Source organism: Burkholderia lata (assembly GCF_902499025.1).
Lineage (GTDB): Bacteria > Pseudomonadota > Gammaproteobacteria > Burkholderiales > Burkholderiaceae > Burkholderia > Burkholderia lata_C.
Genome location: NZ_CABVPW010000041.1, coordinates 1 through 21652 on the forward strand (window position 1 = coordinate 1; position 21652 = coordinate 21652).

Below are 21652 nucleotides of genomic sequence, written 5' to 3' on the forward strand. Positions count from 1 at the left end.
ATAGATGTACTACGCTGTCTCAGGGTGGGTCAGATTTAGATGAAATCGGTGGGTTAAGACTCGGTGGAAATCAACACCCAACATGCCCATGGCACGGACCCCTCATCCGAATTGCCTAGCATGCAACCAGTTGCATGCTAGGCAATTCCATTTCAGAAATTTCAATCTTGAGCGGCGGGGTCAACGCAAGGCCGGAAGAATTGCTCATACAACGCCATCATCACCTCAGACTTTCGGGCATGACGGGCTCACGGCGGCGAGCATGCCAACATGAGCATTTTTATGTAACAACCTAATACCTAATGTCGGCGCCGATGAGTTGTGTGTTCGTTGCACTTTTTGAACGCAACAAGGGCTTGCCTCGACCGTTGAGCGTGCGTCCCGAAGGACACGACGCTCACGCTCGTTCCGAAATTGTCCTTAGCTCGCGCTTCGGGCATGGAGTTCCGCGCATGTCGCGGGCCCAGAACGCCATCTATCAGCGCTGGACAGTAGCCTCAACCAGACCGCCGCAGTTGCGGAAGGGGTTCCAATCGGTATCACAAGGCAAGCTCGCTTTGTCGCGTCGTCAAGCCACGCGCTACGCTCTTCGCACCCACGATAGGCTCCCGCAGCAATCGCAAGAGCTCTCAGCAGAGTTACCACCCTTTCCTCTGACGAAGCACCGCTCGCGCTCCGAATAAGGAGGTCACGCAACACATCGGATAGCTCGCGGTCTCCGGTTATCAAGGCTAGTAGTGCCACGGCTCCTAAGCGTACGGCCTTTCCCTCCCAATCCGGGTCCCCAGAATCGATTGTGTATGTCATCAAAGCGGCAACCCCGGGAGCGTAATCGTCCCTCTTCAGCGTCACTAAGTGAGCAAGTACTCCTAACGTAGTCCATACCACCGTTGTACAGTCCTTCTCTAGTTCCGCCCGCACAAATTCCTTATCGCTATCGCTTAAGTCGTTCACTTTTCGGTCTGCGGGCCCCCAACAAGGGCTAGAGAAAAAGAACGCGGCACGACTTTGCTCCCGTTGGCGCTCCAAGGCCTGATGAAGTACGTCGGCGTTCGGAATCGACTGCTCTGCCGCAGCAACTTCATCCGCAATACTCGCTAGAAGGCGGAGAACATTGCTCCGACAGGCCTCTGGCGTCGTCAAACCATTAGCAACCATCGGGTCCTGATAGAAATCGACGATTTCCACCATATCGGACGTTGGTTGCAAATGATGGTGGGCCCACGCATCTAAGGTCTCAAGGTTGAATCGAAATCCGGAGTATCCTTGGAGCACGACGCCCGCCTGCATCCAAGCTGCCATCCGCTTCCAATACGGCCGGAATGCTGCAGCCCCCTCAATTGTTTGTAGTTCAGAAAGCGCCACTTTCGCGAACTGCGCGGCAGCGATGTACATCTGGTCGTAGGCCTCACTCTCGACACAGAGGCTGACGATACAGTCACCTGCCATCTTCATAAAGCGCTCGTCGGCGCTTCGCCTCAGTGCAAGCTCCGTCAGGCCAAGAATTGAGTACGGGTCATTCAGCTTCCCCATATCCTTCAAGACCATCCACAATTCCTCGTCACCTACATGTTCAACCAATCGCGACGGAGCGAGTGTCGGATGGAGGAAGCCATATAGAGAGACGCGTAGGCCATGGCGCAGGTCTCGCTCCAACAGTTTGCGTCGATATGGCAGAAGCACATCCGAAAAATAGGATTCAACCTCGGACGACATCTCTACGGGACCAAACAACTCCGTGTAGTAGGTCAAGTCGGCAGGAGCGACCACCTGCAGCTCCGGCGGACGCTCTCGCCCAGCATAGATGCGTCCCCACCTGGACCGGACGCCGGTGATACGTTCTGTGAGCAGCAAATTCAGGTCGTGCGCCGACAGCTTGCTATCGGTCAACGAGTTCGAAATGCGCTTTGCGTCATCGAACGTTGGCCCAAGCTCCGATAGGGCACGTCCAACGCATTCTTGTCGAGCTACCGCAAGCGGAAGTACCCCCCCGAGCTCCGGAAGGTCGATTTCCTGCCAATGGTCACCCATCTTTACCGTTAGGGTGACTATGCGCCCGTCAGACTCGATACGGTAGAACGGTACATCCGCGCTTTCGTACACCCCCTCTTGCACGGCCTTTTGAGTGTTCTCGTAGAGCGCATCAACTTGTATAGCCGTTGAATCCGGGAATTGAATCACGTCGACCAGAATTGCCTTAGTTAGTGGCCCCAGCGTCGCGTGTTGGATTAAAAAGTTGCGGATACGTCTCGGCAATGTTGCTATCGTCGCGGTTATCCGACGGTTCACATCGACGGGGTCCGTACTGGACTCCTGCAACGCGACGAGCAGCGTCGCAATATGGCCCGCAATCGCTTCCAATGCATCAGGATTTGCTCTGCTCGTGGGTTGCAGCACCAGCGCTTCGATAGCCTCGTGAAACGCGCCCCTCCTCGCCGCCTTCCAATAACTTGACAGAACAAGTAGGTTTCCGATGGTCAAACCGACCAGTTGTAACGCAAGCTCGCGATTCGGCTCAGGATTACGAGACGCGGCGTACCAAAGCGTCCTCGCAAAATTCTCCATCAACCATTCTGTAGTGGCGGTTGCTCGTTCGAGTGAAGCCGAATCGTCCTCCCATAGCTTCACCAAGACGTCATTTATTGCGCGATGGATGGACTCAAAATACTGCCTGTCACGAAGGTCCCCAAAATCGAGAAGGCACGCTTGCACAACGTTTTGGCGAAGAATTTTGACTTCGAGTGATTCAATGAGTGCCCCATTTTTGTCGACATCGCAATCGTTCAGTAACCTCAACAGCTCATCACCTCGAACTGCGACATATGCGACCCCCATCGCCCGCAAGCGATGTTTCGCATGGCCCCCTTCGGCATCGGGTAACTCCCCTGCTTCCCAAAGCCCATCGACAAGTTCTTGCGTCGAGTACACGGGGACAAACTTGCCATGCTCGTCGCCAATGTGTTGCAGTCGCGTAAAGTAGCGGTCGTCAATAATCAGGCAGTCAATTTCACCTAACCCCTGGAGGAATGCGAACGCAGTGAAAGAATCAGCAATGCGAGAGTCGCTAAGCGCGAGAAGCTTGTCGCTTCGTGGCCGCTCAGCAAGCAAGTGGACGCGCCCCGTCTCAAGTCCAGCTCGCATGCAACTACGCGCGGCCTCGAGAGTGGAGATGGTTCTCTCACGTTCTTTGGATTCGTCTACAGTTTGCTCGAGTTCCAACCGCATTCTCGATGGGCAATGCAGCGCCAATCCCGATTGGCCAACGGCCTCCAAAATATCGGCATGAAACAAATTTCGGATTGTGACCGCATCTGCAAAGACATCGGTACTCAAAAAGTCACTTGCCACTTCGCTCCGTGGGCCACTATCGATTCGCGCAAGCGTCCTGTCTGCGCGTTCGGCCGTCACATGTGCAATCTTGCCCGCCTTTTCAAGCGCACTCACATACGTACGCGCCGATATTACGAGCAAGTTATACTCGCGCAAATTTGCCGTCTGCTCTCCAAGAGACCCGGCGCGAAGTAAAGGATGCGAAGCAACCACTCGGCCACCAGCAGCCTTTGCCTTTTCAAGAAGAAGCGCGAATTCATCCCCAGCCTCCTCAATAAGCCAATTGGGCGGTCTAACGTCGTCCATAGCCGGACGCAAAATCGAGCGCTTCAATGCATCGAGAAGACCCTCAGCAAGCCGAACCTCAGAAGGCTGCTGGAACCGTATACGGCGCCTCTCCTTTAGCAAAAGTTGCATCGTGTCGGGGGCAACATGAACGACATCGAAAGCAGCAAGCGCTTTCTCGAGAAGACCTAGTTGTGTCAATGTCAGAACGGATGTTATATCGAGACCAACACTTCCCGACATCTTCAGTGTGTGACGGTCGACTCGCGCTCCAATGAATGGCAAAGAGATTCGCTTTCGTGTGTCTGGCTGCGCCTCGTTCGAGGCGGGAATGGAGCAATAAAGTCTCCCAAGCGGGAGATTCATCATGCTGGCAAGAATTTGAATGGGCGCGGTGCTCTTACTAAAAGCCTCAAACATGGATGCGTTCCCACTTTGCATCGCCGGGAGGACATCTTCAACCATCTCCCTCAAAGTCATCCGCTTTATCAAGCCATCTGTATCGGACTGCGCTGCGCTGCTGAGCCACCCAGCACTCAACTCGTCCTCCATTCCAAGTTGCATCGCCGTGTTGTATGCCGCGACAAGAACGGAAGCGGTACCATTCGCCTTATCGGCAGCGAGTCTCACCAAATCAATTGCCTTCTCCGGCGAAGAACTCCCATTGTCCGCAAGCTGCGCGAGCAGTAATAGTGTGTGCGCAGAGAAAGAATCACGTACAGGCCACTCTCGTTCAAAAATCACTGGGAAGCGGTCCCATTCTCCCGACTTGATGGCAACGTTTATGTCCAGCCCGACATGGCGCTCGACATGCGGATACTTCAATAACAGTTCGTCATTTATCTTCTGGGCCTCGCGCCAGTCTCCGTATTCAAGTAGAGTCCAAGCCAGTTCGGATTGCAATTCTTCGTCCTGGCCCACAACATCACGCTGGGACTGCAGAAATTCGACGATTTCCTTTGCGTTTCGGTTGGATTTGGATTGCATTGCGACGACGACAAAGCGTGCATTGGCTAGCGAATGGTCAAGGTCATACAGCCGCATTGCTAGCGGCTCCATGGCATCGAAGTCCCTTACCCGTGCAAGATATTCAACAAGCGCGTGCAAATTGCGTAGAGTTGGAGCATTCCTATAGAGCTCCTCAAGTTGCGGGCGTATGTCCCGCCCTTCCGCCGCAGCGATTTCCGCTTCAACAAGTGCAGCCTCGGATTCGGAGAACGCGCCTCGGTGAACTTCCAGCTCAGTCCGAGCTCGCGTAGCCTGACCATCACTCTTCAGCAACGCCTCGATTTTTACGCGCGTGAGTATGCGTGCGTCAACTATGTCAGACAGCTCTGCTTCGTTATCCTCAAGGAATGCTAGCACCCCCGACCCATCATCCGTATCAAGCGCTAGGAAGAAGCGACTCACCCATTCATCCATGGTCAGCCCACCGATACTCCTTCTCGCCTCAAGGTATGTGACCAATGCAGGCCTATCAATCTCGAACTCAAATTGTCTAGCGATGGAATATAGCTTCGCTGCTTGCGATTTATCTACCAGCGCGCGTCTCATCTCTTCGGTTGCATGTGCGTGGACCGCCTCGTCTCGACTGCCAAGTGCAAGCCATAAACGGATTATCCACGCGTGCTCCGCACGTTCCGGGCTCCACTTGGCCATCTCGATATGGGCTTGCTGCAATAGCTCAATCGCACTGGACCGCCACGCGTCAGCCGCATCTCCCTCGACGGGTGGTGCAGTGCCATAGATGATATTACTGTTTAATACAGCTAAGCGAAACTCACTTGGCACCAGCATAACTGCGCGATGCATACCTTCAATGAACAATAGGTCCGGGTACTCTGTATGCAGTGGGCGTGCATATTCCAGCACCTGAATCGCACCTTCCCATCGTCCGAGCTGAGCGTAGGCATTCGCAAGAGCGGCCCAACCCAGTGGCGAAATATCGTTGCAAGTCAAATCATCCTTGCGGTCTTCGTACCACGAGACTGCTACCGCATGGCCACGAGTCTTCGCGAGTGTCCATATGAGCGCAGCGCGACTGTCGGCGGTCGAAATGTCACGCAATATCTGTAGCGCTTGGTCCGCCTCACCTTCTTGCAAAAGCAAAAGGGCTCGAACCACGGTTACTCCAGAGTCTGTCGATGTCGGCGCCAGAAGCGAAAAGTACTCCTTAGCATCGGCAGCAGAGGCAGCGTCGGCGGATAGAATACGTGCAGCCCACATGTAGACCCGCTGCTTTTGCTCTTGTGAAGCGTCAACCAAACTACCCTCTCTCACATCATTGGCAAGCGCTCTGATTCCTTGAGCCGCGTGAGGGTCAAACGTCCTCGTCATCAGTATGGACTCCAGTCTTCGAGCCGCCTCCGCCGATGCCAACGGCTCGGCAGACTTCCCGAAACTTGTTGCCACACTTTGCGAAACAGCGCCCAACTGCTCCTTTACCTGTGCTATATCGGCCCTTATCTCTCCACTTCTCGCATCCACCTTTTCTCCGATTGCATCGGCGACCATTGCGCTAGACTCATCAAAGTGTGCTCGATATCCCTCGACCATCGCGGCAACAACGCTATTTATTAACCCTTCCGCGAGCTGCACAGCGTCACCTGTATGTGCTGAATACGTTGCAGCGAGTGCCTCTCGCGCCCCCTCTTCCGCCTGACCTCCAACCAACCTGTTCTTGGCAAGACCGAACAGGCTCTGGCGCGTATCGTCAAGCTTCAACCACTCTTCGACTGATGGCCGCCGTAGGTAGCCGGCAACGATGACGAATTGTTCAAGCACAGCTACCTTTCCAGCGATAGATGAGCTCCCAGCTGATGCACCGACTAGGCGTTCGTAGGTTTCAGTAAATGACAGATGCATGCCGGGTGGTTCGTCTGCGGCTACGCCAACATACGCCCGACGCTCAGCGTTTAGTACCTTAGCTCTGTTGATGATTCTGGGCTTTACCAAATCCCAGATTTTCCAAAGAGCCGCCAAAATTTTTGCGCTGGAAATCAGCATTGTCATGTCAGTCGAAAAGTGCCACTTGAATTTCTTGAAAGGAAGAACGGCCAAGTATTAGGGTAATGCAAGTCAGGAAGAACTCCCATTCGCGCTGCCAATCGCAAAGCAGAAGCTCACGGTGATACAAATTTTCTCGTCACCCATCAGCGACCACGAGTAGTTGAGTGCGTTGGCAACGCCACTACCCCCGATACGCAATAACTGAACATCCTCCAAGGGTACGATGTAACAGCCCCCGTTGGGGGTAGGTAGCTCGTAAACTGGAACGTCGTTCACATAGGCCGGAGCGTTCTCGGCTTTGGTACCGTCGGGACCACGTATGACTACCCCATGGGGAAGCGGGGTCTGCCAATGACCGCTCCCCCACCAAAATGGTTGCAAATAGCCACTCAGATTACCCGGGCCGACCAAGATGACCGGGTGCTTGCTCGCGCACCTTAAAGCGTCACACAGAGACGCTATTGTCAACACAAACGCATGTAAATCTTGAACTGCTGGTTGGTCAATCGACTGCAAATTTTCGCTATCTACTGGGCGAAGTTCAGAATCAACCACATACTGATGAAATGCTGACACAATCATATTTTCAAATATCTGCTGCCCAACCGCTTCAACGAAACTATCTTCCGGTTCCGCATTGCTACCTTGCGCAAATATCTGCTTCTTGTGGCTTACGTAGTACTCACGTCGTGGGACGACCAATTTCGGTACGAAGTTGACGCCCTGAATCGGTGACGATGCGCCGTCCTTCAACTCGAATACCTGCTTCGCAATCCTTTCAACTGCACGACGAACCAAAATCTCACTGACGGTGAGTGAGCGTAGTGTTAGCGTGCGTTCTCGGGTAGCCTTTAAGCTACCTATCTTGTTGGCCCGAGCGACCTGCACCCGAGCCTGGCGCAATGAGCCGGTTCGGCCAATCGCGTTACGCAAAGTTGAGACAGCCGGCGCGCAGTCTGTGAATTCGCTCGAGAGCACAAGCTTCCTGATGTCTCGGCAATGGCGAGCTACCGAGTCGAGCGTCTCTAGGTCTCGCCACCAGCTCTCAATCAATTTCTCGGACCCTCTATTGTTAGAGCGACCTTGTGTAACAACCGCCGCCATCAGCTTCGCTTGTGCCGAAGTCATCGCGGTAACGTCGGTTGCGACTCCAGACCATCCATAAATCCAGAACGCGACCTCAGGCGATTGCTTCTCCCACGTAAGTCCCTCGGAGAAACCATCGATTCGTGCGCGGACAGCACGGTCACCAAAGCATGCGTTGAGAATTGCTTGTGACACGGCATCAGGATTGTCGAGAGGAAACGCCTCGACTTTTCCACCACTCCGCAAATTCTGGGCCTGAATGAGATACGCAGCAAAGCGAAGCTCCCTGCTTTCGCCATCAGCGTTGTCCCCGCCGTTCTGAATGAGGAGCAGTACAACGAAGAGTCGCATGCTTTCCCAATATCGCCGGATAGCAAGATTCAGCGCCTTTTCTGCCAGGCGAATCGTGACTGCATTGTCCCCGTTCCAAAGGTACCGTTGCGCCTCCACCCATGATTTGTCTGCAAGTGATAGCGCCACCGAGTCGAACCGAGAATCCAAATCGAGATGGTCAGTCTGCAACTCGTGGGCGCGATTTCCCCACCATTTGAGGAAATTTTCATACAACCACGTTGCAGCAATTTCGTCACCACGCGACATGGCCCTTAGGAACAACGTTACCGACCAGTCGATGTGACTCGCCAGTATCTTTGCTCTACCAGTAAGCGCCAACCAAATCTCGTTGTCCGCACATTCGCTTCTACTCGGAATACTAACGTGTACATTTCCCCACGACCCGATAAAATCGACAATCGCTCGCTCGTAAACCTGCCCGTTTGGCAAGGGCAAAATCCCTTCGAATTTTTGAGCATTGGGGACAAGACACGCTTGCGCGGCGCGTATCCACCAATTTTCGAGATGAAAGGATAAGTTCCCACTAATGTGGAATGCATCGATGATTAGCCGCTCAGGCCTCACCGGTAGCACTCGCACCAAACTACTGGGCACATGCGCCATTATTCTGAATAAGCGAACGTCCCTCTCCAGCTGGTCAACTGCAACGCGCGACACTTCTCGATACGGGGTAAGCCATTTCAGGTCGATGGGACTGCCGTTGATGCTGTATGGCGATGAGTGCATCGTCGCGGCGTTCTGCGCGACACCTTCCTCCTCCGCCACGCAGGCTAGCAGCAAAGTCTTGTGAAGCTCCAGGAGGACACGAAGCGTGTCCACTGCAGCCCCATGTCGGTTCTGGTCGGAGAGCGACTCGACCTCGCCAGCGACTTCGAGGAGCATCTCTTCCGCCGTCATCGACAACGTATCGGCCCGCGCGAATTTAAAGACAAACGCGGAGCGGACCAAAAATTTTTCAAGAAGCGTAAGAGTCGGACCGTCATGCACAACACATAGCTTGACCTCACCACTCTTAGCCGAGCCCACCTCCAGTGGAAAGGTAATAACGGGCTCTCGCTGACTCTTTTCCGTAAGCTCTCGCCGAGCCCGGCGAACCCACAGCCATGCAACCACTTTCAGCAAGTTAAGGTGAATATCACGGAGAACCTTCTTGTCGTGTAGGTCCAACTTAACCTCGGTACTCCCATCGCCCCAGATGCTCAAGAACGAGACTTGAGGGGCCTTGTCAACCTGGTCGTTTGGGTATGCATGTCGCCATTTTTCATACGGTGCGTTGACTACGAGGTGTTTCATTACGACGGCTGGAAGCTCCGACCGAAGCACTGTATACACTGCTAACCGCGTGAACGACTGCCTAGCCTCGCTATCTTGTACGAAACGGACCGTACGACCCAGGAAGAAGCCTGTTAGTAATATATTGAAGACAAGCCATATGCAGTTGATGGCCAACGCGTCTACCATGTGACTTTTCAGGAATTCTTGACTAGCGTAAAGCGATGCGAAGTACTGCACGCTCATAGCCAAAAGCAGTCCGATTGAACTTGCTCCGGCCGGCACAACTGCTGAATCCATGACGTAAACGCGCAGTGCTATGGACGAATGTGCTCGCCGTTGCAGCATTAGCGCAATAAACGATACGACTATCGGGTAGACCAACGCGACAAGCGGAACCTGAATTGTCCATGGAACGCCTGCAAACGCAGCAGCGTCAAATCCTTCGTTTATCGTTGGAGCGGGTAGAACGGGTAGCTTGCCCCAGAGCACATTGCCTCTCGTGACGACAAGAGACATGGTTACCGACAGAGCGGCAACCAGAAGCGGAAACAAGACCGTATGGCGTGTTCCCCAAAGCAGCAGCAGGCGCATTCCGCCATATCTCCAAGCGCGAGCGGTTTTGTTCTGCTTTGCCCAACTACGCACGACCCGCTTTGCTTGGGGTCCAACTCGGCCCGTTACCCAACGAGGCAACCAGCACAGCATCCGAGCAATCATTGGCTACCCCTTTTGGTAGTTATTTTGCTTGCCTACTTCTTCTGTTATCCGTGGCATTTTGCCAACTGTGCGAAACAGTTCGCAACTGCAACATGGCATCGAGACATATTTCCATGTTGCCTCGTGTGTATGACGCTTGGTGGGCCAGTGGTTAGGCCTCGTGTCCCGCAAAATTCATATTCAGGCGTCACTCGGACTTGGCTATCGCAGCTCGGTCAATGGACTGGTTCAACTCTTGACCCCATTCTGCCAAATAAAGAAGTACCTGTTCATTCCAGGCTTGCTGAGCGCGTCGGGACCATGGAAGGCGTCGCAATCGCACTCGACGGCAAGTCGAGCGTCGTTGGCCCCTTCCACGACCATGTCCAGACGATAGACGCCGCTCTTCCCCCTACTCGGCTGTTACCGACCTGACCAGATAAATGCGGTCACGCGCACGACTCGCCGCGACGTTGAAACACTGGGCATAGGCGTTCCCTGAAAGCGGGTGGCAGCGCTCGGGGTCGGCCACCATCGACAGGAACATGATGTCGCGCTCACGGTAGGGTGGCGTTCTTCAACAGGGAGCCTCCGGTCCCTTCTCGCGCCCGATTCCGATATAACGAGTCAGATATGACCTCTTAAATGAAATATTGACCTATATCTGACTGTTTACAACAGCGCACTGGCGTCCATCCGAGAGATGTCATATAGTGGCCAAATATGACGCCTTAACTACTTAAGGGTTCAGGTATGACCGATAAACCAAAGGCGGCGGCGACACCCAAACCTTCCGGCCGCTTCACCGAAAGTCCGATGCCCTTACCGGTCGAGCGTGCGTTGGTTGCTGCCGGAGATGACCTTGCGCTGGCCCGCCGACGCCGGGGGCTTTCTACGTCATCCATGGCGGAGCGAGCGGGCATCTCAAAAAAGACGCTCTACCGGCTGGAACAGGGCGACCCCGGAGTGTCGTGGGGCGCTGTGGTTCGGGTCCTGAACATCCTGAACCTCCTCCCCGAGCTCAACAAGGCCCTGAACACCACCAATGATGCGCTCGGCCTGGCGCTCATGAACCAGGCGGTGCCAAAACGCATTCGGGTACGCAAAACCAACCCGGACAGTGGAGCCCTGTAATGGCGACGACAAAAAAAGCAAAAACCAGCACAACGCGGACGCTGCTGGTCTCTCTGGGCGACACGGGACTGGAAGTGGGTGAACTGCAATTTTCCAGACAGGGGCAAAAAGAGGTCTCAGCGTTCCGGTACTCCCCCGCCTGGCTCAGTAATCCAGATTGCTTCGCACTGTCTCCGGACCTCCCCCTGAGCACCGACTTTCAATACCGCACGGGAAGCAAGGAGACTTCTACCTTTGCGGGTGCCATTGCCGATACGGAGCCTGATGGCTGGGGCCGCCGTGTCATTAACCGCGCCCATGCCAAACGGCGCAAGGCTGAAAAAGACGCCGGCCGAGACGCTGGTTCCGCACAGCTATCAGACCTGGACTATTTGCTGGGGGTGCTGGATTCCAGCCGCATTGGCGCACTGCGCTTCAAGGACAATGCCGACAGTCCCTTCCTCGATGTGCCCCATGACGACAACTTGCCTGAAGGAACTCACGAGGTCCCGCTGCAGACCTTGATTCAGGCGTCGCAAGCGGTCGAATCCGGCAAGGAAACGGCGACGGACCTCGCGTATCTGAAAGGGCGCGGCACCTCGCTCGGCGGTATGCGACCCAAAGCAACGGTCCTGAAGCCCGACGGCACCCTGACCATCGCCAAGTTTCCGAGCGTGAGTGATACGCGTGACGTGACGCGCGGTGAGGTGCTAGCGCTGTTGCTCGCGAAAGAGGCGGGCCTGAATGCATCCGAGGCCGAAGTCGTCATGTCTGGCACCCAGGCTGTCGCGCTTATCGTGCGGTTTGACCGACCCCGGGCTGGCGGTCGCATCCCTTACCTGTCTGCGGCCTCGCTGCTGCAGCTGGATTCCAGGGAGGATGGCGCATACACGCAGATTGCGGAGGCCATTGACCGGTTCTCCCCGAGACCGCTCGAAGACAAGCAGGAGCTTTGGGCGCGCATCTGCTTCAGCATGCTCATCACCAACGTGGATGACCACATGCACAACCACGGTTTCCTGCACAGCGGCGGGGGTCAGTGGCGGCTCTCCCCGCTGTTTGACGTGAACCCGTTCCCCGACAAGGAACCCATCCTGAAAACCGCCGTGACCGAAGCGACCGGTGAAACCGGAGATATCCAGGAGGCGCTGGATGCGGCGGCATACTTTGGCGTGTCCGATGACGACGCTCATGCAATCCTGACCCGGATGATGGCTGCGCTGAACGACTGGAAACGACTCGCCCGGTCCCCGTCCGTGGGGATGGGTGATGATGAAATCGACAAGGTCGCGCCTGCTTTTGAGAACGACAACTGGGATACGGTAGCGTCCTTTCTGGAACAATAAACCGGCCAATCGGACTGTCTGGGCAGGCGTCGCCGACGTGGTATTCGATTGGCGGGGTAGTAACATATGAAATGTTATTTCTGAACGGCGATTCTACGAAACGCCAATGCCATTTCCGATGGGAACCCGTTTGGTTTTCGAATCCGGCATTTTGAGGTTGCCGACGCCGGCGTGGCAAATTCTCGGTTTAGGGCTGTGGCCGAGCACATGGCGGAGCTCGTACGAAACGTCCGGCAGGATATGCCCGGCTATGAGCAAGCCGTTGCGTTGTTGGAAGACCTGACCGGCCTGAGGGTTGGTAGTTAGGCTGCGTTACGTCAGGCGCAGAAACGCGTCCAGCAAATTGTCCTGGCCCGCTTTACTTTTCCGAAAACGCATAACAGATAAAGTCTTCTTTCACTCTGTTCGCCAGTGGTTTCAGCATGTGTATTGCGTAGTCACGCTCCGACGGCGACAGGGAGAATTCCTTTCTGAAAATTTCCGTCAAGCATCGGAGAGCCAAGTCTAGGTCCCCAGACCAAGCGACAAGTTTTCTCCTATCAGCGAGTAGCTCATCGAGGCTAGCTTCCAGCGATTGCTTATCCATATGTAACTTGGAAGCGATGTACCCCCGACCGCCATCGGGCACCACTTTCAAGTGGCGACGAACGAGTATCAGTACGGCCTCCATCATCTCTGGATGTACAGGAACCTTGTCGTGCTGGTGAAAATGCATTTGATAGTAAGTAATTTCAGCAGCGAGTTCCTTAAGAGTCCTAGCGGTACCGACTCCGTGTCGAGGCAAAGTTGCGTTGGACGTGACGTCAAGCTTGAATGGCTGTTGACTGCTGCCATGCGTACCACTTAGCGACCGGAACCACTTAAACCACCTAGTTTCCACGGGTCGATTCTGAGTTCGCTGCGAGGTTACCCATTCTTCAACCCAGGGGCACAATTTATCGAGCATCCAGTCATGCGTAAATTCGGCGTCCCATGCGTCGCTCGGGCCCATGTTCATGGGTCTAGAGGAGATGTCCGTCAGCGGCTCCCACCCCAAGTCCAAACTGCCTTCCCACGGTAAAGTCATCCCTCCATCGCCAAATGCTCGCAGCATGACGTGGTACCCCCCATTTAGACCCTGGCGCCGATTTTCAACGTAGACTTTAAGCATTCCTTGCGATTGGTCGAAGATGTGACGCTCCGAGTCCCCTCGCGAACAATCGTGTTCATTGGCGAACGCGAGAATCGCGGCCCAATCTTGCCTCGACAGTGACGCGATTGAGAAGACTGCCCCGCTGTGCTCGAGTCGTTTAAATCGGAAAAAGCGCCAACTTGACTCAAGCTTGAACGCCGCGTCGAGGAAGTGCGGCCATGCCCTCTCAAATATCCAATCGAGGTGCTCCACCTCCTCTTTAGTAAGCGTTAAGCGTGTACTACGCGTCGCAAGAACAAACTTGCCCGGCGCCCAGGTCGAGGCTTGGGCATACGGGCGAGCCTTCGCATCCGCTGGAGCCCAGAATCGCCACTGCAACCATTGCACCAGCTGGTCCCCCGAGACAGAAAACGATATGCCGCTCAAGTCCGACCGTGCAAAATTGAAGATGGCACCGAAATGTGGAAACTGCGCGTTGGGAAGATTGACGGATATTGAGATTGATTCGTTCTCGAGCGTCAAGCTGGATTCGTACAAATTCTCGTACCGCGTTCGAAAGCGCGAGGGATAAGCGTCATTACCTCGAGTATCACTGCAAAATTTCTCCGCATAGTGTCGCCCAAAGAACTGAGTCACAATGCCGGGGAGCCTTCGTAGTCGCCTGTCAATTTCCTTGGAATCCCAAAGCTCAGCGTCTATTCCCACCTCCTGGCATTGTTGAAATAATTCAATCCAAGTGTCAGTTATCTTTGTATCGTTAATGGCGACAGCCACGCAGAGAACATATTTCTGCGTTCGATTTACCCACTTTCCGGCGAGGAATTTTTTGACCCAGTCGCTTAGTTGGGATTTTGAAAAATCCCGATATCGCTTGCACTCTGCAACTGTGACGCGAACTCCATCGTTGCTCGTAGCAATAATGTCGATACCGGCCTGGTCTTGCCCTTCTCTCCCGTAGCGAATGGCTTGACATACCTTTAGTTCACTGGAGTCTTTGAGCAAATGCGCACATAGGCTTTCGAACATCTGCCAAGGCAATTGTTCATACGGTAGTGCCTCCACAAGGGGTGCCACTATCGGAATATCTATCGGAGATGGTGTAGAGAACAGGTCGTCCAACGGCACTTCGGACATACCGCTCTGGAATGGCCCGTGGTTTGATTCGCTCATTGCTCGATAAGTTATACGTAACTAGTCAATCGAAACGCGTCAAATTATCTGGCCCGTGCACCGTCTTTCATGCACGAAACCCAGAATATCATCTCGACGAGGCACCCTTTCGACAAATTTTTCCGCCCCTGCCCCCCTTTTATCGACCTTCCTACTTACGGCTTTAAAATTCGTGCAATCATTCTACCCAAACTCTAGCTTGCACCACCGCAACGGGCCATTGTGGCAAGCATAACAGGTCGGCTCACCCACCTCTCCATGTTGAACTGCGTGCCGCGTTTTCGAATTTTTCCGCTACCAACTGAATCGCCAGACACCTCAGTCGGCAATCTATTCGAATGCTTTATACAATTCGCGCAACAATCTGATTGCGATTTCCCACACCCCATCGCCATCCCGCAACTCAACGGAAACGCCACAAATGGGCGGATGCCCGTTTCGAATAATGTTCGCGGTTGCACGAAGTCCTGCGTAGGCAATCTCAAACTGCGCGACCACCACGCCGCGCATATCCTGTGAGCGAGCAATGCGCTCAACGCTTATCGTCATTTCTGGCGTAACGCTATCTTTCCCGCCTATCGGCCAGCGGTACCTGGACTCGACTTTCAGGCATACCAGCATGGCGACGCAGCATCGTCCCGCGTCGTCCGTCGGAAACCCCGCGTGGTGCGACCAGTCGAGCGCCCCACTCATCTCGGACAACAGTGGCAATTCCCCGCGTGGCGCGGAGCGTATGCCTGCATAAGCCCTAGCAAGCCAGATTACTCTGCCCGATTTCTTGTTGTCGGTCATTTTTCACATGCTCCGTTGGCGTCAGGAAATAACTCCTCCGTGACGTCGGTCCATTGCTCTCCATCACCCAGCATGCCCGCAAAGCTTAGCCATACGTACTCTGCATCCTTGTCTGTACCAGGCCAGCCAACAAGCCTGTAGAGTCGGCCACTCTTCGTGAGGCCTGTTCTAGCAGCGACATTGAGCTCGACAATCCGAGTGCTGACTCGTCCATTACATCGCTCGATGCAATATCCGACGAAATGCTGCGCGCCTCCGGCGAATCGCCGAATCGACCACTGTGCAAGCGTAACCTCTCGATTACCTTTGCGTTGAAAATGCGGAAATGACGCCATCACAGTCTCCTTGCTTTCGATGAGTTCGTTTTCGAAGTCGTGCGCTTCGCCGCCGTTCGTACAACTCGTCTCGAATCGCGCGCCTGAACTCACGTCCCAGTTCTGCGGCTGACATCGTCATCAGGTCGACAAAGTGGCGCGGACGGAGCGAATCAAGTCGAGGCGGCAGATTCTGTACGACTGCGTTCACGAACTCTCTTTCCAACGCTGCGTGCCGGTCTGACGCAAGCCGATGCTTCATCACATTGTCCCGGTGCCATCGAGCAACTCTTTGAATCTCGCCTGGAATTGGAGGTCACAGTCGGCTCGGAGGGGGCCAGTGTAGGAACTCAGACGCCGCAGAGTATTTCCGCCGACCATAGCTCGAAGTACCTCGTCGTTGGATACTGGCCGCGTCGCAGCATCCCCGAGTTCGAGCAAACGTTTGTGGAGATTCCTCGCAGCCTCGCTGTCGAATCCCACTTCCGCGCGCACGTCGACGCGATTCGATACAGTCGCGTCGCTGAACTCAAAGTCCTTTGACGCGACGATGATGTACGGGTCCGTTCGATTGGTCATGAACGACATAATGCATGCCTCCTTCGTACTACCGATTGATTTCGCTGAATTCACGATTCTTCGCCCAAAGCCAACACAATTACGTCGTAAGACATTGACCTCGTAGAACAACGCCCAATCGTTCGCGATGACGACGAGTACACGGGTGCGGCGAATACGGCGGGCAGCTACGGCCAGGCCGGAGCCAATGCACTGACGCAGGCACCTCAGTACACGCTGGCCAGCGGCGCGTTGCCCTTCAATACCTCGCAGTCGCTCGCTGCGGTGCCGGGACAACTTGCCGACACATACGGTTCGTTCATGAATCGGAATATCTATGGCCCGGCTGAAGGGCTTATGTCATCGATCATTCCGTACATGAACTACGGTCAGGGTGCTCAGTCTGTTCCGTTCCAGAGCCAGGCGCAGGGCGCTGCTGCTGCAGGGAGTCTCGTCTCCCAGGGCATCCAAGGCTTGGGGAACAATACGCAGGTGCAAAACGCATTCTCGAATTTCTTCAATCCTGCTTCGGGATCGTTCAGCGGTGGAGATTTCAGCGGCGCATTCACGTCACCCACGTACTACTCGGGCGGCGGGAACCAGTACGGTTTCACGATGTGAGGTGATAAATGGCGAACGACACGAAACGGCCCGACGCCCCACTCCGCTACGTCGACATCACGCTCAGTCTGACCGGCGACGAAAACAGGCTCATCTGCGCAGCCATCTACCGCGCGAACGAGGCCGGCATGCTACGCGATTTCGCCGAGCATGCCGGCCCGGGGATCTTCGCCAGCTTCTTCAACAAGATTGCAGCCGCATCCGCCGAACAAGGGGATCCGTTCGCGCAGGTGTACTGCTTGCGTGCGGGTATCCCGTTCGGCGGGGGAACAGGCACGATGCAGTAGAGCCCAACCAGCAGCCCGGTACGGCCGTGCCGAGCGCGGGCAAGCCTATGATCCGAGCGAACGGCAGATGGCCTAGGTACCGCTAAACGTGAAGAAGTACGGAGCCTCAAAATGATCGAAATCGGGCGCGTTGAACGCTGGAAGCGGTTTGTCAGTCACGGACTCACATTCGCTCTTCATGCGTTCGACGAAATTCTGCATAACTACCTGAATGAATTCGCAAAGACTGGCCCCTACCCGATGGAGATCGTCGATCATAGCCTCGGCGCCAGCGAGCCAATTGTCTGAATCGACCTCGTGAAAGAACGCCATACCCGCCATCGCATCGGACGAGTGATATAGCAGGTTCCCGTCCAGGTCTCCGTGAATGAATTCAAATCCGGCATCATGCCTTTCGAGACTATCTAGCGCCGCTTCACATTGTTGATAGCCCGGATAGTGCATAGCATGTCCGTTGCGCGCACCGTTTAACCATTTGCAGGTCGACGCCGCGGAATTAAATGCCTTTTGTAGGGCATTCCCGGTGCCATCAGGCATGTATGGGAAGCAATGGGAAGTTAAAAAGGCTCTGATTTCTGCAGAGTTGATCCGCACTTGCGCTTCGTAGATCTTACCCGCGAGTAGACGGCAGAAGAGCGTCGCTTGGCATACACCGCCCGCCGTCTCTGCCTCGGTGGCGTTGCCACGCTTTACTTGAGTCGCATACGTCATCTTCAAAAGCACGATCGTCTCGTTGAAGATATGACCCAGGAGATGCAAGCTGTATCGGTCCGGCTTCGAGAGATGGGCGATGGCCGAGTACGGGATGACAATTCGCCGCAAGGCGACGTTTGTTGACATGTAAATCTCCAAAATCGCTAAGAGTCCCGTCTCATCCGTGGCAAGCGCGCATTGCCAACTGGTAAAACTCTTCGCACGCATGGCTCACAAGGACGTAAAAGTTCGTTCCCTTAGGATCTCGAGGACCACTACGTGGCTGTGCCGATTCTTCCAGCAATCCACAGTTCGCCAACTTCACGGCGAACGGTCCAACACTTCGGTAGAGGTTGAATGGCGCATCTGGCATGTATAGATCGAAATCGTTGAAGCTCGTATCGGGCCCCGTCATACCCTGAACTAGGATCGAGGCTTGAGCGCCCTCACAACCTTCCATCGACCATGTTTGCAGCAATTCTACGTACGAAGGCTCCTCACGCGCGTACTTCATCCACGCGAAGAATCGATCGAAGTCTCTGTCGTTCATCGCTTCAGCTGCCTCGAATATCTGCTCGTCTTCATCAGTCACATCGCGATCTTGCAGGAGGATGCGCGCAACCAACACACCGATCACCTGCGGGCCGATCTTGCGACTCGCCGAAAGCGCAACTCGCCTATACGCATCGAATAGCGCACTAGTATGCTTTTCCTTTTGAGCGATCGCCTTCAACAGGTGATTGAGGTCCGCGGACGTTGTTCGGACGTCGGCTTCCTTGCGAACCTCCTCCACAAATGCCGATAGGAACTGATCCGCCCGTCGTGTGCTCCATCGAGCAACTATCGACTCCTTGAAAAAATCTCCGACAACGTCCTTCAGTTGATCTTTTACGTAGTCTTTCATCGCATCGGCAGCGCCGAGTGCTAGAACAGTTGTGATTGGTTCGACCATGTCGCAGGCTCAAGATGGTGGGTTGGATGCAGTGAACAATCGGCACACTCCGTCTGGGCGGCACTCGTACCGTCAGTTGCAGCCGTATGCCGTACAGTAGCGGTTGAACGAATTCCCGCTCGAATCTGGACCAGACATTGAGCGGTTACCGTTTCCGAAGTTCTGGATCGTTTCGTTCCAACTCTGGCCGTTTGCAGCGGTGCCGTTGATTGTCGTGGTGTTGCCATATGTGTTCGACGTTTCGCGCCACGAGCTGCCGGTCTGGGTGTTATAACCGTTCACCGTGGTCATACTGCCCATTCGGTTGATGCTGTACGAATTGCCACTCGCGTCGGTGCACGTCTCCATCGTCGGTCCGCCGAAGCAGTTGGCATGCGCCGCGCCCGATGCGACAAGGCCGATGCCGAGAAATACGATTCCGATTGTCTTTTTCATGATGGTCTCCCCATAGTGGGAAAAGCAGGATAGCTGTGCCGCGGTGGATATCCCACTGATGGATTGCCTACCCCGTCAGCAATTTCAGGCCGGAATGTTCCTGATCACCGGTCGCTGATTTCCCCTCCGCCCAGATCGTCACCGCCGCCGCATGTGCCGCCAGATGATCCGGCGCGAGATGGGCGTAGCGCAGCACCATCTCGTACTTCGACCACCCACCGAGCGCCATGAGCCGGTTCAACGGCGTGCCGACCTGCACGTGCCAGCTGGCCCACGTATGGCGCACGTCGTGGAATCGAAAATTCTCGATGCCGGCACGTTCGCAGCTGCGCTGCCACTGCTCATTGTTCCAGCTCTCGATCGGGCGCCCGTTCCGAGCGAATACGCTGGTCTGGTGCTTGCCGATCCACCTGCGAATAGCCTCGACAGCGTCATTGTTCAGCGGCACGCCGATCGGATTACGGGCCTTCGCCTGGTCGGGATGAATCCACGCGCGCCGGTTCACCAGGTCGACCGGTGACCATTCCAGATTCAGCAGATTTGCGCGTCGCAGGCCCGTAGCGAAGCCCAGGATCGCAACATCGCGCAGCCAGTCGGCGCGAATAGCGTCGATCAGGTGCTGCGCTTCCTCGCGCGTGATCCAGCGGATCCGCTTCGGCTTTCCGGGCAGGTCGGACAGCTTCGGCGCTTTGTCGATCCAGTCCCATTCGTGCACCGCGCGATTCAGCATCCCGCGCTAGCTCGACAGATAGAGGTTCTTCGTGGTGCTGGACAGCGGCCTCGGTTTCTTCGCACGGCTGCTGTACTGCGGCAGCGCGTCGAAGATTTCGTCACGCCTCAATGAATCCAGATAACGACCAGAGAAATGTTGCCTCCAGTGCCGGATGTGGATGCACTTGTTCGTGTAGTCGGACGTCCCGGCGCACTCCTGCAGCAAGCGCACTGCCGAATCGTCGAACGTGCGACGGGGCCGCTCTCCCAGCTTTGCCACACGCCACGCCTCGTGTTTCAGCTTGGCTTCGAGCTCTTCCGCCTGCCTTTTATCGGTCGTGCCAGAAGTTTGTCTAACTCTGCCACCGCCCGGCTTGCGGAAATCGATGTACCAGACGTCGGAGCCTTTGCGCTTGCGGATTGACATGGCTTGCTCTCCTGCGCTCCCCGCGCCGGTCGATCCGGCGCTGGCTGGTTGGTTGCTTCCCTCAGTTTCTCGGGCCACACGCGCCACGCCGAGCCCACCTGGAAAAAGCCGAGCTCTTTCCGGTGCGCATACGCGGTCGCATAGCTGATTCCGAGCAGCGCTGCGGCCTCCCTGAGGTTCAGGGCGCGGTCGTTCATCGAAGGGCCGCGCGACGGTCCGGGGGGCGATGCTGGGGCGTCTGACATCTCGTCGCTCGACGGATGCCCGGCATGCTGCTCCGTGGGCGCCCCCTCGGGCGTCCCGACGGCTGCCATACGGCACTCGCTCGCCTTCGGCCCGTCAGACGCCTTCGCAGGCGCTGCTGCCCCTGCCCGGCTCCTCTCGCTTCCCGCAGTGGCAGCAGCTTCCTGCCCCCGCTCCTGCAGCAGTCGATCGAGGGCATCGGCTGCCTTCGCGTCGAGCGATCGCGCCTGAGCTCGACTGCTCGACGCGCGATGGCGAAGTCGTCGCACTACATCGTCGATGTCGTCCATCCTTGCCCTCGTTGCTCGCCGGATTGCGCGCCGCCGCTGCCCACGCCGGCGGATTTCTCAGGCACGCTGCGCCTCGCTGCCGGTCACGGTACGAAGCAACGCCGCAACCTCGCGCCCAACCTCCCGGACCAGCATCGACACCAGCGGGCGGTATTCGTCGCCGCAGTCCTCTGCCAGCATGATCAGCTCTTCGAGCTGCTGCGCGCGCTGCGCCGCGAAATCGCGCATATCTATGTTCTCGCGCACGGTGGTCACCGTTACGGTGCCGTCGCTGAGCGATTCGATGAACGATGGCAGCTTAGACATGGCGCTCCTCACGGTCGGCGAGGCAGAGAGCCGCCTCATGGAAATCGATCAGTCGACCGCTGAGTCGAGCGAAAGCGACTCGGGCGGCGATCCGCTCGCGCGCCTGCTCGAGGCTCACGTGCCAGGCATACGCGCAGCACGCTACGGCGTCGACTTCCTGGATGCTCCGAGCTCGGCGCACAGCTTCGCGCACGCCCGGCTTCCACAACGGAAACACGTTCTCTCCG

Annotated in this window: 15 protein-coding genes; 4 read left to right on the forward strand and 11 right to left on the reverse strand. The window is 55.7% G+C overall.

From position 1 onward, the window contains the following. Nucleotides 1–420: 420 nt before the first annotated feature. Together BDI24065_RS32190 and BDI24065_RS32195 are read right to left on the reverse strand one after the other, a co-directional pair. Nucleotides 421–6675: a hypothetical protein gene (locus tag BDI24065_RS32190; RefSeq protein ID WP_175034608.1), complete on the reverse strand. Its 6255-nt coding sequence runs from the start codon at nucleotides 6673–6675 to the stop codon at nucleotides 421–423. 18 nt (nucleotides 6676–6693) lie between these two features. Beyond that, a complete protein-coding gene (locus BDI24065_RS32195) occupies nucleotides 6694–9930 on the reverse strand; it encodes a hypothetical protein (RefSeq protein WP_175034609.1) in 3237 nt (1078 codons plus the stop codon). 858 nt (nucleotides 9931–10788) lie between these two features. On the opposite strand from BDI24065_RS32195, the gene BDI24065_RS32200 reads away from it, so the two are divergent. Next, nucleotides 10789–11169: a helix-turn-helix domain-containing protein gene (locus tag BDI24065_RS32200; RefSeq protein WP_254609896.1), complete on the forward strand. Its 381-nt coding sequence runs from the start codon at nucleotides 10789–10791 to the stop codon at nucleotides 11167–11169. Further along, nucleotides 11169–12494 (forward strand): type II toxin-antitoxin system HipA family toxin, encoded by a 1326-nt coding sequence (locus BDI24065_RS32205; protein ID WP_175034610.1) that lies wholly within the window; start codon nucleotides 11169–11171, stop codon nucleotides 12492–12494. Before BDI24065_RS32200 ends, BDI24065_RS32205 begins: the two co-directional genes overlap by 1 nt. 358 nt (nucleotides 12495–12852) lie before the next feature. Here the strand turns inward: BDI24065_RS32205 and BDI24065_RS32210 are convergent, their stop codons facing one another. Next, a complete protein-coding gene (locus tag BDI24065_RS32210) occupies nucleotides 12853–14760 on the reverse strand; it encodes a restriction endonuclease (RefSeq protein ID WP_175034611.1) in 1908 nt (635 codons plus the stop codon). Between the two features lie 366 nt (nucleotides 14761–15126). Continuing rightward, the gene (locus tag BDI24065_RS32215; protein ID WP_175034612.1) at nucleotides 15127–15588 is read right to left on the reverse strand and encodes a hypothetical protein; all 462 of its coding nucleotides are present in this window, start codon (nucleotides 15586–15588) and stop codon (nucleotides 15127–15129) included. A gap of 1124 nt (nucleotides 15589–16712) precedes the next feature. On the opposite strand from BDI24065_RS32215, the gene BDI24065_RS32220 reads away from it, so the two are divergent. Both BDI24065_RS32220 and BDI24065_RS32225 read left to right on the forward strand, forming a co-directional pair. Then, nucleotides 16713–17081 (forward strand): hypothetical protein, encoded by a 369-nt coding sequence (locus BDI24065_RS32220; protein WP_175034613.1) that lies wholly within the window; start codon nucleotides 16713–16715, stop codon nucleotides 17079–17081. Nucleotides 17082–17089: 8 nt separating this feature from the next. After that, entirely contained in the window at nucleotides 17090–17368 is a 279-nt protein-coding gene (locus BDI24065_RS32225) for a hypothetical protein (protein WP_175034614.1), read from the forward strand. A gap of 72 nt (nucleotides 17369–17440) precedes the next feature. Here the strand turns inward: BDI24065_RS32225 and BDI24065_RS32230 are convergent, their stop codons facing one another. From BDI24065_RS32230 to BDI24065_RS32255, 7 genes are all read right to left on the reverse strand, one after another. Continuing rightward, nucleotides 17441–18208: a hypothetical protein gene (locus BDI24065_RS32230; protein ID WP_175034615.1), complete on the reverse strand. Its 768-nt coding sequence runs from the start codon at nucleotides 18206–18208 to the stop codon at nucleotides 17441–17443. Nucleotides 18209–18239: 31 nt separating this feature from the next. Then, a complete protein-coding gene (locus tag BDI24065_RS32235) occupies nucleotides 18240–19013 on the reverse strand; it encodes a hypothetical protein (RefSeq protein ID WP_175034616.1) in 774 nt (257 codons plus the stop codon). 72 nt (nucleotides 19014–19085) lie between these two features. Continuing rightward, nucleotides 19086–19448 (reverse strand): hypothetical protein, encoded by a 363-nt coding sequence (locus tag BDI24065_RS32240; protein ID WP_175034617.1) that lies wholly within the window; start codon nucleotides 19446–19448, stop codon nucleotides 19086–19088. Nucleotides 19449–19515: 67 nt separating this feature from the next. Next, nucleotides 19516–20178 (reverse strand): site-specific integrase, encoded by a 663-nt coding sequence (locus tag BDI24065_RS41215; RefSeq protein ID WP_254609897.1) that lies wholly within the window; start codon nucleotides 20176–20178, stop codon nucleotides 19516–19518. Nucleotides 20179–20184: 6 nt separating this feature from the next. After that, nucleotides 20185–20586 carry a hypothetical protein gene (locus BDI24065_RS41220; RefSeq protein WP_254609898.1) on the reverse strand — a complete coding sequence of 134 codons (402 nt, stop codon included), beginning with the start codon at nucleotides 20584–20586 and terminating at the stop codon, nucleotides 20185–20187. 590 nt (nucleotides 20587–21176) lie between these two features. Continuing rightward, entirely contained in the window at nucleotides 21177–21425 is a 249-nt protein-coding gene (locus BDI24065_RS32250) for a hypothetical protein (protein ID WP_175034618.1), read from the reverse strand. Beyond that, nucleotides 21418–21642 carry a hypothetical protein gene (locus tag BDI24065_RS32255; protein WP_175034619.1) on the reverse strand — a complete coding sequence of 75 codons (225 nt, stop codon included), beginning with the start codon at nucleotides 21640–21642 and terminating at the stop codon, nucleotides 21418–21420. Before BDI24065_RS32255 ends, BDI24065_RS32250 begins: the two co-directional genes overlap by 8 nt. Between the last annotated feature and the right edge of the window lie 10 nt (nucleotides 21643–21652).

Bases quoted from the DNA above. Each gene is read 5' to 3' on its own strand.
- BDI24065_RS32195 (WP_175034609.1), bottom strand. From the start codon at position 9,930: ATGCGCCTGCTGCTGCTTTGGGGAACACGCCATACGGTCTTGTTTCCG.
- BDI24065_RS32230 (WP_175034615.1), bottom strand. From the start codon at position 18,208: ATGTCAACAAACGTCGCCTTGCGGCGAATTGTCATCCCGTACTCGGCC.
- BDI24065_RS41215 (WP_254609897.1), bottom strand. From the start codon at position 20,178: ATGCTGAATCGCGCGGTGCACGAATGGGACTGGATCGACAAAGCGCCG.
- BDI24065_RS32235 (WP_175034616.1), bottom strand. From the start codon at position 19,013: ATGGTCGAACCAATCACAACTGTTCTAGCACTCGGCGCTGCCGATGCG.
- BDI24065_RS32250 (WP_175034618.1), bottom strand. From the start codon at position 21,425: ATGTCTAAGCTGCCATCGTTCATCGAATCGCTCAGCGACGGCACCGTA.
- BDI24065_RS32210 (WP_175034611.1), bottom strand. From the start codon at position 14,760: ATGTCCGAAGTGCCGTTGGACGACCTGTTCTCTACACCATCTCCGATA.
- BDI24065_RS32205 (WP_175034610.1), top strand. From the start codon at position 11,169: ATGGCGACGACAAAAAAAGCAAAAACCAGCACAACGCGGACGCTGCTG.
- BDI24065_RS41220 (WP_254609898.1), bottom strand. From the start codon at position 20,586: ATGTCAATCCGCAAGCGCAAAGGCTCCGACGTCTGGTACATCGATTTC.
- BDI24065_RS32225 (WP_175034614.1), top strand. From the start codon at position 17,090: ATGGCGAACGACACGAAACGGCCCGACGCCCCACTCCGCTACGTCGAC.
- BDI24065_RS32200 (WP_254609896.1), top strand. From the start codon at position 10,789: ATGACCGATAAACCAAAGGCGGCGGCGACACCCAAACCTTCCGGCCGC.
- BDI24065_RS32240 (WP_175034617.1), bottom strand. From the start codon at position 19,448: ATGAAAAAGACAATCGGAATCGTATTTCTCGGCATCGGCCTTGTCGCA.
- BDI24065_RS32215 (WP_175034612.1), bottom strand. From the start codon at position 15,588: ATGACCGACAACAAGAAATCGGGCAGAGTAATCTGGCTTGCTAGGGCT.